Raw genomic sequence first — 14088 nt, 5'->3', positions numbered from 1 at the left:
TTTCTTAAAATCAACATATTAAGCTTCTTGAATATTAAAGGTTTTATTCTCCAAAACCTTTAAATTTCCCAACCTATTAATACTTTTATAGCGTGATTAGCTTGCTTCCTTGTAAGATCACTCAGTGATTGAATTTTAAGTTTTACTTTTAATTTATTTTTGATTTCCTCTTTTGAAATTACTCCATCATATTTCAATGCTATTATATGAATTTTGGCATAAATCATTTTTAACTGTTTATTCGAAAGTTTTTCTGATTCGAAACAACTAGTATTTCTAAATTCTTTATTCTCATTAGTACTCTTGCTGACATATCCTTGTTTTTTTGTCACTCTAAAAACCATGATTAATCCTCCTTACAATAGGATTTCCTATAAGATTTGTTTTTTTAAGACGATAGTCTTTCTTTTCTTACACCACATTCTCTGTTAGCCAATTTAATAAAAATGCCTTCGTTTCTTTAGCCGAAAAATACCATTTCCCGTCCACTTTAAATTTTTGTAAACACTGATCAAAATAGAATTCTTTTTGAATAGTAATCCTCGACATGCACGTTCTTTTTTAAAATTCCCTTGTATCCCAAAATAAAAATTCTGCACCCACTTCTTTAAGCTTTGCTTCTAATTTTTCTAAATATAATCTTTTGATCACTCTTTCACCTACTTGAATATTTAGCATTCTATATTTCATCTAGATTTCTATATACCAAATACACTTTAGCGTTTCATTTTTTAGATTTCTTTCCTTCTTTTCTAAGTAAAAACTATATATAAAGTACCTTTAATAGTAGGATTATTAGATATTTTGTTTAAAATACCTCAAAAAAACATCCTATAATCCAGATATAAATACGTGCATTTTTGTCACAAATTATTTAAAAAAAGATCAGGGAATAATTCTTCTATAGATTTCTCTAAATAGCACGATAACATATGTGCCTCTTTCAGAGTGAATTCACTTTTATTATGTTCTTTTGCCCAATATGTACGTGGAGAAACATTAAGAAAATCAGCAACTTCTTCAATAGTTTTTCTCTTTAATTTTCTTTCTAAAAATATCATCTTGTGCATTTTTGTCACCTCTTTTCAAATTCAAATATAGTACTACGTGACAAAACAGTCAAGAATTTTTTTACCAAATCACGAAGAAAGTTGCATTTTTGTCACACCAATTATATAATCAATCAAGACGGAGGTGACAAAAAGTCATGAAATCATTCGGTTTAAAATTATCTCAATTGATGAAGAAAAATAATATGACAGACGAGCAATTAGCTGAATTATTATCTGTTAGTAGAACTACTGTTTTGCGGTGGAGAAATGGTGAAAGAAGCCCTAAAATGTCAAAAATATCTCAAATCGCTAAGATATTAAATGTCTCTGCAACTTACTTTATTGATGAAAATGAATCCTATTGTCCTGAAGATCACGCAATTACCAAACGAAATATTCCCATTTATGGTACAATCGCAGCTGGTAAACCAATTGAAGCTATAGAAAATGTAATTGGGGATATACAGGTACCTGATATCATTTTAGATAAATATGGATTTGAAAAACTATTAGCACTTCGTATAAACGGAGACAGTATGAATAGAATTGTACATGATGGACATATAGCTGTACTTGAGAGGACAACAAATATAAATAATGGCGACATAGCCGCTGTACTCATCAACGGATATGACGCCACTTTAAAAAGAATTTACAAAACCAATAATAGAATTATCCTAGAACCAGATTCTTTTAATCCTAGTATACATCCATTAATGTTTGATTGTACAGATATAGAAAATTGTCCAGAAATAAAAGTAGTTGGAAAATACATTTGGAGTTGTGCACCAATTCAATAATATTTCATCAATGAATTAAGTTATTTTTTAATAAATTTTAAAGTAGGGGGGCTTTCTCCCCTTCTTTTTTATAACAGGAATTTATCTTGGTTAGTTTCAGGAAATTTTGATTTTTTTTGGTGTTTTGTGGGTAAATTACTCTTCTTTGAAATAAAAGTGTTTTACCCTCAACACGTTTTGCGTCAAAGGTTTGAACCTCTTATTATAGAGACATGTACTAATCGCGTTCCCATTGGTGAACTTGTGTACGGAATATATCCTCTGGATTCATCCAGTTTTAAATTGCGCCTAAAATGTTGATTTATCAAGGCTTTATAAAAGTGATGTTTCATAGTGATTCATCACTTTTTTTAATTTTGTGGGTGAATTGTGGGTGGATTTGTGGGTGTAAATAATTTAAAACTTTATACACAAATTTACTTTCCAACTCTTTAATATAAAATATACAATTCATTATATTAAATTCACTATAACATATTAATAGTTCATCAATTTCACACCCTTATAAATAATAAAAAGCCCTATTGTTTTAAGTAGGGCTTTTTATTTCCTTTCTTTTTAAATCCATTTTTAAAGAAAACATAAATTTATTATTTTGGATATACAGTAATCCATAATCTACTTTTCTATTAACAATTTTATCAAGCAGGTATTCTATATACTCACAATCATCTTTTATACCTTGTATATCTATATAATTATCTTCAATATCTTTTTTACTATCTCCAGGTAGACTTTTTAAAACTGCATATTTTTGTTGACCATAGATTAAGATTTTCATTTTATAAAAACAGTATTCGAAAGTTTGTATATTGAAATTGAAATCAACTTTTTGTTCATCGGTTTCCATAAAAGATTCTTGTTCATTTTCTGAAAAATCAGATGAAACTGTCGCATTTTCTTTTCCAAATTTATTTAAAGCTAATTTTACATCCTTACTTTCAAATCTTGTTATTAAAAACTTTATTAAAAAACCCGCACAAGAATGATGACCTAACTCTATACTTTTTAAAATAGCTTTCAAAATTAAATGAATATCTTTTTGAATAATCCTTGTTCGCACAAATCTCAAAGACATGCGTTCTAAAATAGTAAGCGAACTATCCGAATTTTTTTTCTCTTCTCTTACAACTGAATATATAATGTTACATAAAAATTTTACATCTTTGCTTTCAACAGCACGTAAGATTAAGTTTTGGTACACTTTTCCTATTTTATCTTTTTCTATGTTGTTTAATGATTCCAATAACAAATTAAATTTATGTAAATCATCCAATTTAAAATTAGATGTCAGATCAAACAACTCTTGATTGTAACATTGATATAATACATTGTTATTGTTTTTTGGCTTAAGCTCTTCGACTAACATCTTAAGAGTTTCTTGACCTTTAATTATTTTGTTATCATTAAACAGCTTTACGACTAGCTTTACATGATTACTTAGAATTGATTGATATAACTCTCTATATACCCGGAGTTTCTCTTCATTCAAAGGCTCTCCTTCTTCTAATTCAAAGAAATCGATACTATTAAAAACATTTAAAGGTTCCTTTATATCAGTTAACATTTCTTCAAATATTAAATTCATATTTTTTTCGTTCATATAACTCAACATTTGATAAACACTTTCCATATGCGCATGGATTCTCTTTTTTTGTTCTTTTAAAATTTTATGAACCTTTGTTTTTTTTTCTCCATCCCAAATATTTATCATTTCTTTAAAAACAATAATTTCTCTATTAGTTAAATCAATGATTTCGGGTAATAATTTCACAATGTTTATATTACGAAACGCTCTTTTTACAATAAAATATAACAAAATTACTGAAGCAATAACTAAAATGTACCAAATAGAGATAGTTTTTATCCACAATATGATTTCTTTTAACTCAAATATTGTATAGAATACAAGACCAAATGAAAAGGAAAATACCGAAAATACAATAAATAAATTCAACTGTATGTTTTCTATTGTACTACTAATAATTGAGGACGCTATTTGTTTCCTCTCTCTATACGAAAAAGTATATATCGTTATTGTAATTGGCAAGATATATTTTAATAAATCAGTTATCGTCTTACCTAAGTTTTGTACATTATTAGGATAAATTAAACCATTCAGATCAAAAATCACCTGTATTAACATTAAAAATAAGTATAGTAGGATTATTATTAAAACCCCACTAAAAAATGCCCCTTTGCCCGTAGTGATTTTATATATTAAATAATATTTTTGTACAAATAAATTCTCTTTAGATAGTTGCTCAGATATCCACCTTCTATAGGTTTCTATCTTCTCTTTAATGACCTGTATTTGATCAATTATCTTTCCTTTATAAGTATTAAATTTCCCTTTGCAAATTTCCAATTTATTCTTTAATTCCAATAGTTTCTTTTTTACAAAATTAAACTTCCTACTCAAGAATACAATCACACTCCAATAAAAAAACAGACAAGACAATCTTGTCTGTTATTCCAAAATTTTTTTAAAGTATTTTTTCATTATCTTTTTGGATATTAATTCATTACTATTCTCATTGGGTGCGAACCCTTTTCTAGCATTAATCCAAGGCGATTCTTGATGAGTGAGTTCTTCTAAAAACTTACCATCATATTCACCATAAACCTTCCAAACTAAGTCTAAAGTTTTTTTAGCTAATTCATCATTTACTATTGCCTGTGGCTGTTCAGTTGGAGGAATCTCGAAATATTGATACTCTCTATACTCTGTGTACAAATCGGGACATACAGGACCGTGAACCCAAGCACGAATTTCATTATCAAAAAGTGCTTCTCCATTATTTAATGCCATATGCCAACCTTGCGCATAATACACTAATTTTTGCAACTTAAGATGTGTTATAGAATATTCTGTGTTCGGTTTACTTTTACTAAGAAAATAATTCGCTACATCGAATGCTGTAATATTTTTCATGGTTGTAGTCCCCCTTTCTATATTGAGGTTAATTTACTTCTAATTATATTTTACTACATTTTCATTAAAAAATCATTTAATTTATTGTAATTATTACCAAAACATTATATAATACTATATTTTGCGATTATACAAAATGAAATTGTTATATATAGTATTACCGTAATAACTTTTTATTTTTTCATTTGTTCTTTCCTATTTAAAATATCCTTTTTAAAAAACAGCCTATCTCGAACCATCTCTTTAATCGGCACTAATGTCCCCGACTTCACCAACTTATTTAAATTCTGCCTCGAGCATTCTAAAATCCCCAATGCCTCTGAAGTATTCACAATTTCATCATTTACGAATTTTATTAGTTCTTCCTTTGTTTCAAAGTTATACATTTTTCTTCTCCTTTATATATATAGAGAGTAATTATATTTACAATCATTAGTATAAACGATATTATGCTAAATACTATTAAGACATAGCCCCATGTATTTAGATTGTCATAATCCAGTATTGCTAAGATAAATCCTAAAATCAAAACTACGGGAATATTCGTCCAAATAAACTTTTTCATCATATTATATGGAATGTGTTATAATCTTAGTTACAAGGGAGATTACTCTCCCCTGTGGTGTTATTCGGAGTCGACTTCTTGGTGGGAGCGGCTCTTTTCTTTTTTTCTTTTTCCTCTTTGATTTTGTAGTATGTATCTACGCTGTTTTTAACAATTGTTGATACTTGGGAAAAGAATGTTGCGATTGCTGTTAGCATTCCTAAGATTATTAACCAATCCACTTTGTTCACCTCCTGTTCTTTATACTCTTATTATACACCTAAGGTTGACTCAAGTTAACTTAAATGAAGAATATTTTTCCTTAAAATCAAATTTTAACCTATAAAACTAACATATATCTGCTATACTTAATATTGCAATATATTTTAGGAGGAACTAATTTGAAAAAGTATCTATTATTACTTGTATCTGTATTTTTCTCCATAGCACTTGTGGCTTGTGGCTCAGAAGAAAAAACAGAAGAAAAGGGTGCACCTACTGCCTCAGACCAAAAAGGTATTAAAGAAAGCAATTCGAAGACTAACGAAAAAACAGTACTAACTAAAGTTGGAGAAAAGCAAAAATACAATGCTCAAGGCGGAGTTATTGAGCTAATGAAAATTAAAGAAGTTAATCAAACTATTGATGTAGCTCCAATTAAAATGACTGTTCAAAACATCAAGCTTTTCGAACTATCTGACCTTTCAGAACAAACGTTAAATGCGGCTAAAGAAGTCTATCAAGCTACACCTACTAACGATGGAAAACTAAATTATATTCAAGTTATTTACACTGTGGAAAATACCTCAGATGAGAATATTAGCTTCCCTAATTTTGATAAGGTTGTACTAAGTAATGGCGAACAATTAGAAGCGAATCGTAATTTCATTACAGAAAAAAACACTTCTTTTGATTACTTTGGAAAAGTTAAGCAAGAACGTGTCCTAGGTTTGTTCTTCAATGGAGATCCAAAAGATATTACTAATGTCAAATTCATTACAAGTTCAACCTACCAGCAAAAGTCGTATGATACGATTACTGATGGTCAACAAGTTCAATTTGACTTATAAAATATCAAAGCCCTCTCATTCGAGAAGGGCTTTTTTATTTTATGGTATCTCTACATATGTTGAACTAGCTGTAATATAGAAGATACTACTTTTTGAGTTTTTCACTTTATATTGTGTTAAATCATTCACCGCTACCTTATCAAGAAAGGATGGAATATTTGTATATCTTATTTACGGTAATTTATGTTATGGTTTCATATGTTAATTAATTACAATTATTTTGAAAAGGAGTATATATAATGAAAGCAAAGAAACTAATAATGTTAGCTTTACCTGTTATGTTAATGGCAGGTTGTACTACAGAAACATATGGACTAACGCAATCAGAGTATAAACTGGTAGATAAACATTTTAAAGCTGACAAATTAATAGAAGACATGAATAAAATGCACTATAGTGATGAACAAATTGAGCAACAACTAAGAGGTGCATTAGCAACAATCAAGTCTGAACAAGAAGAAGCGAAAAAGAAGTCTAAACCGAAAGAAGAAATCCAATTAGACTCCTATAGTAAAGAAGAGAAATCCGATACAGACAAATCTAAGAAGGATATAGATAATGTTGAGGGATATCCTACAGATAAGGTAGGTAAGAAAGACGTTAGTGCAAAGAAACTATCAGAAAAAGAATATGTCACTCGTTTATTTGAGTTACGTATGGACTTACAACAAGAAATAGATAGACTAGATAAAGAAATTAAAACAATGTTTGATGATGGTGGGGAACTTACAAAACCTACTATAGATGCGATTACAGATACAAGACTGGTACTAAATGAGTTAGAATCTATAAACCCACCTAAAAAGCATGAAGAGTTCCAAGAGTATGTTATAAAATTGGGTATAAAAGATAGTAGAGAAGGCTTAAACCGAGTAGAAGAAGATGTTAGAAAGTTTATGGTTGGTAGTATTAGTACTGCAAGACTAAAAGAAGTTTTAGAAAAAGGTATGCGTGATATAGACTCTGGACCTGAACTGTGGGAAACATCATTCGAAGATTTTGAAAAAGAATTCCCTGGAGTACAACAGAAAGTAATGGATAAGAAACAGAAAGAAATAAAAGAAGCTAATGAAGGAACTGTTAATATCTCCGCAAACGGTAAAGAGTTAGTCGCTGATTGGGGTACATATAGAAATGGTGAATTTAATTTAGGTTTTGACTTAAAGAAGGATGGTACATTCTTAATGTATGAGAGTGAAGACAAAGAAGAGCGTAAACAAACTCATATGTTGGGTGAATGGAAGTACGATGGGATTAAGAAAATAATGACTTTCACGTATAAGAAGTTTATAGAGCATGGTTCAGAGAAAGAAGGTATAGACTTACCACCATATGCCGAATTCAAGATAAAATCCTTTAACGGTGATACATTTGAAATGATGGAATTAGAAAGTAAAGTAGTTATGAAAGCAAGGAAACGCTAAGAAAACAAGTAAGCAGGATAAAGACGTAAACAATAGAATTAACAACTGCACAATTAAAAGAGAAACAAATGAACACAACATATTAGTAATACAAATAAAAGAGCCGACTCAATTGGGGGCACTTCAATTGAGTCGGCTTTTTTTCACTTCACATATACCTAGGCTTCATTTGCTGATATATAGTATGTTTTGCGTTTACTATTATGTACTTTATATTGTGGTGATCCAGTAACACTTACTTTTGCATCAATGGTAAATCCTAACCCCACATCAACAGTACCTACAACATCTTTATCCTGCCAAGATGGAGATTCATAGAAACGTAAATTATCCACTTTAGAAATAACCCTTTTACCAGCTACAGTTGAAGCATACGTCCCATTATAACGGATGTATGAGGAGTCATAATAAATCCATTGGTTACCACCAAGATTTAACCAGTTTCCTAATTTGCCCCATACTTTATAAGCCTCTCCTTTTTGCAGTTTACGAATAACGCTATTATCCGTTGGTGGTCCCGAACGAAGATTTACATTGTATCCCTCGATATATGCAACACCATTCCCCTCTACTGTCCCAGGTACTTCATTTGGTTTTTCTGGTTTAGCATCCACTGTAACAGAGTTCCCGTTATAAGCCTTTAACACGTCTGCTCGGAATTTAGCCTCTGATACACCATGACTACGAAGAAAATCAATTGGATCTTCATGGTCTGTACCACCTAATTTATAAGTAATATCCTTATGTGTCCATAACCCTTTAGAAGGATGAATATTAATAGCTGAAGCTTCTGGGGTAGCTGTAGAATGAGCTACAACGCCCTCATAAGCACCTACACCGTTACGGTATGGTTATTTCGGTAAATCAAGTATTCTATCAGCAGAAGCACTTGCAGAAAAAGAACCAGCAAGTATTAGAATCATAAGTAACGAGGTAATATGTTTCATTGTCTTTTTCATTTAGAATCCTAACCCTTGCCATTCACCCACCATCTTCTACGTTAATAGGAAATAATTTGTCTAATCCCGCTCTACGTTAATTCCTTTATAAAATAAAAAGTAGCGGATTCGCTACTTTGATAATCACTCATTCCATTCATTTAAATCTTTATATAGCACTTTATATACCTTTTCAATAACGTTTCCATGCCAAGGATTTTGTTTTCTATCCTCTTTAAAGTTAAATTCACTTATATCACCATTTATATTTAACCATTCTGGATTCTTATGAGCATACTGATAAATGAACATCCTAGCTTCTTTTAATGAATTGAATTTTTCTTCGAACGGAAGTTCCTCATTACCTTTATGCCTAACTACTTCGTATGTTCCGTTTTCTTTTTCCCCTCTCGTTTCGAAATACGGTTTAGTAAAACGACTCAAATTCCTCACACCAACATCCCCCTTTTCTAATTAGATTCATTATACAAAATAAAAACGACTATTTTTGAAAGGGTACTTAATTTTCCGTTCATTGTGTTCATTTGTTTTGTTATCTTTCCTTAACAACAAACAAGACGCCACCTAGGTCACGGCAGCGCCTAAAACAGTCAATCCTAAATACATATCCTAACTCCATTGAAGTAGTCGGTCTTAGTAATTAATTACCTCATCCAACAGTCTCCTACTACACATCGCAGATGAGCGTTAATGTGTAATTTCTATATAACAAAGAAAAAACAGCCAAACGAATACTTTTTATCTTTTTAGATTTTCTAAGATATACTTTTCAATCATCTCAGCTTTTCCTTCTACCCTTTCAGTCCATGGAACTAATAAAAAGCCTGCTATATCAGTTCCATTTGTTAAATTAATAAATTTTTCCATTCTCTTTCGGTGATTTGTTTCAGTTTCCGGAAATCCTGGTGGTTTTGGAATAAGGCTTGGCGCTACAAAAGTAATATTAAAAGTAGATAACTGGACAAATTCAGCATAACCTACATTGATGATTCTTAACTCTTTATTTTGAAACACCTTTGCTGTTTCTTTTTCATCCAACATACGGATAAAATAATCTAATTTCACTCTCTCATGTATCGGATCTTCTATGTGAGGCGCACGAATTTCAAATTCATAATGCCCGTATAACTGATTATCTTCTCTTGTTAAACAAGCAAAATCAAGGCCAACTTCTGCATCTTCATTTACAAGAGAATTAGAAGCGATTCGAGACGCCTGACTTTTTCCACTCCCAAAAATTAAACAACCCTGATCATGAATTTTGAAAATATCTCCATAAAAAATATTATTCGGTCTTGCTGTAGCTATAAATTCCCTCATTTATACCACTCCTTTCTGAATAATCTATTCGGCAAAAAAATGGTGAATCCTACAAAAAAAATAAAACCATCACCGAAAGGTGACCGCTCTAGAGTGGATGAGAGAGAGAACAAACCGTATAAAGTATCTCTTCGAGAATAAAGATTACTCTCATTCTTTTCTCAATCACCGCACTATATACTTTAAACTAAGCGCTTTACGTCAGTGACCAAGAAAAGAGTAAAAACTTCCTTGTTTACCAGCCCCTTACTTGCATTCAGTATAAGGCAGGGTAAATTAATTTTCCTAATTCAAAACTTCTAGGAACACCTAGGTATCCATAAAAAACAAAAGTGAATATCCTTCATTTCTTTTTAGTCCAATTTTTATGTACCTTATCATTTTTTATCTAAAATAAATAACTGCCCAATGTTGAACGGTTATCTTTTATATAAAGTTATACAAGACTCAATACAGTAAATGAAGTTTTATATAACATAATTGTCATTAGTCCCTATCTATTATTAGGTGGCTTTTGTACGACAAAAACTATATGGTTTATAGCTTTTCATTTTTACTTTTTAATTATATTAACGATATCTCGATGTGCCTTTTCTACTAGAAGCTAATTTATTTACTCTTTCTTGTTCCTCTGTTTCCTTTTTTTCAATACACTTATCAATAATTTGCTTATAAAAATGAAACCTTCCAAAATTATTTCTATAATTCTGTACAGCAAATCCTACATAAGCGAGTACGACCATTAATATTAAGAAAACAATCGCTCCACTTGCAAAGACTGTATTAAATGTAAACGCTAAACTATCTGCCTTTTGATTTATATCGCCTACCTTGTCTCCGTTAAGAAAAAGCATCGCAGCGTTTAAAGAAAAACCAGAAAAACAAGTAAACATCGCTATAAAAGTACCCACTAGAATTGTAATAAGAGAATTGTAATAAGAGAATTGTAGAATGTTTGAGTTGGACCAAATAACTTACTTTGTTCTATTTCCCCCTCCAAAATAACACTCATTGACTCTAAGTCTTCTTTTGTATGTCCCTCTTTTAGCTTATTAATAAATTCCGAGCATTGTGTAACAGTTAGTTGTTTATGCTTAACACTGAAATATTCTCTTATTTTCCCATCAAGATATTTTCCAACCTTATTACTTTTTACATCCACGGCACTATACCTCCTTTGAATTAATAAATCATTATATTACATTTTTCCAATTAATTCAATAATAAATATCCATACAATTAATACATTTTACACTATAAATTTCCAATAAATATCAAAAAACTATCAATACGTATAATGATACGTGTTATGATAAGAGTATAGAAAGGAGGGAATACGGGAGACGGACATTCTAGATATTTTAGACAAAGTAAGCGGGATTTCATCTTAGCGATATACATACTTCTCAAAGAAATCAAAGAAGAAAAAAATAAGCGTCCTTAACGCAAAGGTTCCAGCCGACCAAGCAGAAAACCTAAGCGAAGAAAACGCAAGTAACCCATTGGGAAACTCAACCAACTGGTTGAGTTTCTTAAAAAAAATATTATCATCTCCCATATCAATATGTCAAAAACTTCATTGATTTTAAATACTATTTGTTTGTTTTTAACCATTCGTTTCTTTATTGTTACCGACTTTTCTAATTTACAAATGTTAGACACTATCTACTTAATAGTGATTATTTTATGGATTTTGGTCTTCACCATTTCGATTATCAAGAAATTTAAGAAGTAAATCCACTACACTATATTTAGCAGGAGGAAAAGCAAATGAGCACTTACCAAGATCGCTACATCTACCCATCTATTTTTGATTTTTCTAATGAGCAGGTTACTGTTACATTTCCTGACTTAGCAGATTGTCATGCTAATGGTAATAACTATGAAGATGCCTTTGAAATGGCTAAAAAGACGTTAGCAACTCATCTATATGAAATAGAGGAAAATAAAGGCCCTATTCCGCCCGCATCTAATCCAACTTCTATCCAAACTAAAGACGATCAAGTAATTGGCTTAATGGAAGTATGGATGCCACCATTCCGTAGTGAAATTGAAAATAAAGCCGTCAAGAAAACATTAACTATTCCTCATTGGCTCGATAAAATTGGAAAAGCTAATAATGTAAACTACTCACAAGTGTTACAAGATGCATTAAAAAAGCATTTAGATGTTACTGAAAATAAGAACGTATAAAAGAGATGAATTATCTTCATCTTTTTTTCTATCTTCATAATAAAAGAAATAACCCGTTATATTAGGATTATTTCTTCAATTGATACGTAGCTAACCTTTCAACCCCTCTACGATATCCCTTTTAAAAACTAGAAGATTCAATAAAATCTTGAACCCCTAGTCCGAAACACCTCTGTTTGGGACTATTCACGTTACTTAACCTACAAACCTAAAATCTCAACAATCTGACGTGCCTTAGCATTATCTATATAATAATGCATCTCTAACCCTCTTCTTTCTGATCGAAGTACGGTTCCCCTCAATTTTGATAAATGTTGTGAAACAGTGGATTGGGGGAGTCTTAAAATTTCCGTTAACTGTGTAACATTACACATTTTATGGTGCATTAATTCATTTACAATTTGTAATCGAACAGGATGTGCCATTACTTTTAATACATCTACATCGTCTTCGTGGATTTCAGCTAGATTTCTTTCAGATATTAATGTTATCATTTTGCATTCTCCTTTATTATTAATTTCTATTTTCCTTTTATCCTTATAATTAATACTTATAGCTGACTACCATTTTTCCTGTTGAGAAAATATATTCTCTTTTTAAAACAAAACGGCCACCAATTCATTAAAACGTTTTTTTATCGCTTTAATGAATTGGTGTCCTCTAATTTTTTGACCAAAATATATCTTATTTTAAAGGATATTTTCAGTTCCTTTTTTCTCACGTCTAGTAAAATTTTGTATTTTCTTTAAAATTCATATTAAGAATATTCTTCAAACCCTGAAAGCATAAGTTTGCGGTAAACTTATGCTTTCTATCACATTCCACACCAATTAAGACAGTTAACACTATTAACATAGCGCTAACTATCTTAATTGAATATTAGTAATAGTGAATCTACATATTATCAATTCACTTTATATTACATATATGTAAAAATAATAACATGATAAGCTTTTTCAAATTTTTCTCCTAATAAAAATTTGAAATTAGCATTTCAATACTCTCCTTACTGTTAATATGCCTAGAAAAAGAACCCTATAGGGTTCTTTTTCTGTTCACTCCCAAAAATCCCATAAAAAAAGAAGAGGGATATCTCCCCTCTTCACCAATAAAATTGAACATATTTACAATTAAGGAAGGGCATACGTTCATCAAGAGATGAAATGAACAATAATAGTTCACCTAGTGAATTATAACACAAATTCACTTCTGTTAATAGATAATATTAACATTTTTGGGATTATCGTGACAGAATTGTTAAACATCTTAATATTAAAAGGCTTTATATGTATGTAAATTGAAAGTGGATAGTGTAAGAATAAAATATAAGGGGGATATATCATGTTTAACAAAAAACAAATATTCGTAACAACGGTAACAGCTTTAACACTAGGATGTGGATTTACATTCGGATTAACACCGGCCTTTGCAGATTTTAACAAGATTTCCACCAACAATATTCCTGTTCATTCTATTCAGAACCAAGAACAAGAACCTTTTACTGGATATGTCATTTCAGTAGAAAACAATTATTTAGTAGTTGCTGCTACGTCTACAAAAGATGAAGCTCTTGCTTATCAACATGATTGGTGGGATCTTGTTTCTCAAAATAAGATTTTAAGGGTCCCTGTTTCAGATGGTGAAAGCTACACATTAGGTGAGAAATTAAATGTATATGCAGCTGCATGGACTAAATCCCTACCACCAATAGCTGTTACGCCTAAAATCGAAAAAATAGCTCAGTAGATTATATTTAAAATAAGAAGGGCATCATTCTAATTAGAATGATGC

General features: G+C 30.6%; 16 protein-coding genes and 2 pseudogenes. 5 read left to right on the top strand and 13 right to left on the bottom strand.

Annotated features, from left to right (window positions below):
• Nucleotides 1-59 precede the first annotated feature (59 nt).
• Together DOS87_RS12360 and DOS87_RS12355 are read right to left on the bottom strand one after the other, a co-directional pair.
• Nucleotides 60-344, bottom strand: coding sequence for a hypothetical protein (locus tag DOS87_RS12360; protein WP_000231992.1), 285 nt, complete (start codon nucleotides 342-344; stop codon nucleotides 60-62).
• 519 nt (nucleotides 345-863) lie between these two features.
• A complete protein-coding gene (locus DOS87_RS12355; RefSeq protein WP_000549412.1) occupies nucleotides 864-1070 on the bottom strand; it encodes a helix-turn-helix transcriptional regulator in 207 nt (68 codons plus the stop codon).
• Between the two features lie 137 nt (nucleotides 1071-1207).
• Here DOS87_RS12355 and DOS87_RS12350 point away from each other — a divergent pair, with 137 nt between their 5' ends.
• Nucleotides 1208-1852, top strand: a complete 645-nt coding sequence (locus DOS87_RS12350) for a LexA family protein (RefSeq protein ID WP_000834513.1) — start codon at nucleotides 1208-1210, stop codon at nucleotides 1850-1852.
• 529 nt (nucleotides 1853-2381) lie between these two features.
• Here the strand turns inward: DOS87_RS12350 and DOS87_RS12345 are convergent.
• From DOS87_RS12345 to DOS87_RS12330, 4 genes are all read right to left on the bottom strand, one after another.
• The gene (locus tag DOS87_RS12345; RefSeq protein ID WP_261795661.1) at nucleotides 2382-4274 is read right to left on the bottom strand and encodes a hypothetical protein; all 1893 of its coding nucleotides are present in this window, start codon (nucleotides 4272-4274) and stop codon (nucleotides 2382-2384) included.
• A gap of 48 nt (nucleotides 4275-4322) precedes the next feature.
• Entirely contained in the window at nucleotides 4323-4787 is a 465-nt protein-coding gene (locus tag DOS87_RS12340; RefSeq protein ID WP_208730276.1) for a Panacea domain-containing protein, read from the bottom strand.
• A gap of 173 nt (nucleotides 4788-4960) precedes the next feature.
• The gene (locus DOS87_RS12335; protein ID WP_208730275.1) at nucleotides 4961-5173 is read right to left on the bottom strand and encodes a DNA-binding protein; all 213 of its coding nucleotides are present in this window, start codon (nucleotides 5171-5173) and stop codon (nucleotides 4961-4963) included.
• A 205-nt stretch (nucleotides 5174-5378) separates the two neighbouring features.
• Nucleotides 5379-5573, bottom strand: a complete 195-nt coding sequence (locus DOS87_RS12330) for a hypothetical protein (RefSeq protein WP_208730396.1) — start codon at nucleotides 5571-5573, stop codon at nucleotides 5379-5381.
• 159 nt (nucleotides 5574-5732) lie between these two features.
• Here DOS87_RS12330 and DOS87_RS12325 point away from each other — a divergent pair, with 159 nt between their 5' ends.
• Complete coding sequence (locus DOS87_RS12325; protein ID WP_208730274.1) at nucleotides 5733-6401, top strand: hypothetical protein; 669 nt, start codon at nucleotides 5733-5735, stop codon at nucleotides 6399-6401.
• A gap of 39 nt (nucleotides 6402-6440) precedes the next feature.
• Here the strand turns inward: DOS87_RS12325 and DOS87_RS30110 are convergent.
• Nucleotides 6441-6551: pseudogene (locus tag DOS87_RS30110) on the bottom strand (N-acetylmuramoyl-L-alanine amidase); the annotation flags it as partial.
• An 89-nt stretch (nucleotides 6552-6640) separates the two neighbouring features.
• Here DOS87_RS30110 and DOS87_RS12320 point away from each other — a divergent pair.
• Nucleotides 6641-7825, top strand: coding sequence for a DUF3994 domain-containing protein (locus DOS87_RS12320; protein WP_208730273.1), 1185 nt, complete (start codon nucleotides 6641-6643; stop codon nucleotides 7823-7825).
• Between the two features lie 158 nt (nucleotides 7826-7983).
• On the opposite strand, the pseudogene DOS87_RS12315 reads toward DOS87_RS12320, so the two are convergent.
• The 5 genes and pseudogenes from DOS87_RS12315 to DOS87_RS30100 form a co-directional block, all read right to left on the bottom strand.
• Nucleotides 7984-8784 (bottom strand): annotated as a pseudogene (locus tag DOS87_RS12315) (hypothetical protein).
• A gap of 123 nt (nucleotides 8785-8907) precedes the next feature.
• Nucleotides 8908-9216: a hypothetical protein gene (locus DOS87_RS12310; protein ID WP_395938951.1), complete on the bottom strand. Its 309-nt coding sequence runs from the start codon at nucleotides 9214-9216 to the stop codon at nucleotides 8908-8910.
• Nucleotides 9217-9522: 306 nt separating this feature from the next.
• The gene (locus DOS87_RS12305; protein WP_208730272.1) at nucleotides 9523-10104 is read right to left on the bottom strand and encodes a hypothetical protein; all 582 of its coding nucleotides are present in this window, start codon (nucleotides 10102-10104) and stop codon (nucleotides 9523-9525) included.
• 569 nt (nucleotides 10105-10673) lie between these two features.
• Nucleotides 10674-10997, bottom strand: a complete 324-nt coding sequence (locus DOS87_RS30105) for a hypothetical protein (protein ID WP_261795660.1) — start codon at nucleotides 10995-10997, stop codon at nucleotides 10674-10676.
• Nucleotides 10998-11014: 17 nt separating this feature from the next.
• Entirely contained in the window at nucleotides 11015-11266 is a 252-nt protein-coding gene (locus DOS87_RS30100) for a hypothetical protein (RefSeq protein WP_261795659.1), read from the bottom strand.
• A 608-nt stretch (nucleotides 11267-11874) separates the two neighbouring features.
• Here DOS87_RS30100 and DOS87_RS12295 point away from each other — a divergent pair.
• Nucleotides 11875-12297, top strand: coding sequence for a type II toxin-antitoxin system HicB family antitoxin (locus tag DOS87_RS12295; protein WP_208730271.1), 423 nt, complete (start codon nucleotides 11875-11877; stop codon nucleotides 12295-12297).
• A gap of 200 nt (nucleotides 12298-12497) precedes the next feature.
• On the opposite strand, the gene DOS87_RS12290 is transcribed toward DOS87_RS12295, so the two are convergent.
• Nucleotides 12498-12791: an ArsR/SmtB family transcription factor gene (locus DOS87_RS12290; protein WP_061139839.1), complete on the bottom strand. Its 294-nt coding sequence runs from the start codon at nucleotides 12789-12791 to the stop codon at nucleotides 12498-12500.
• Between the two features lie 847 nt (nucleotides 12792-13638).
• Here DOS87_RS12290 and DOS87_RS12285 point away from each other — a divergent pair.
• Nucleotides 13639-14043 carry a DUF3221 domain-containing protein gene (locus tag DOS87_RS12285; RefSeq protein ID WP_208730270.1) on the top strand — a complete coding sequence of 135 codons (405 nt, stop codon included), beginning with the start codon at nucleotides 13639-13641 and terminating at the stop codon, nucleotides 14041-14043.
• Nucleotides 14044-14088: the final 45 nt, after the last annotated feature.

The organism is Bacillus sp. CR71, assembly GCF_003429245.1.
Classification (GTDB): domain Bacteria; phylum Bacillota; class Bacilli; order Bacillales; family Bacillaceae_G; genus Bacillus_A; species Bacillus_A thuringiensis_S.
The sequence above is the reverse complement of the archived record's forward strand: the minus strand, read 5'-3'. Positions and strand labels throughout refer to the sequence as shown.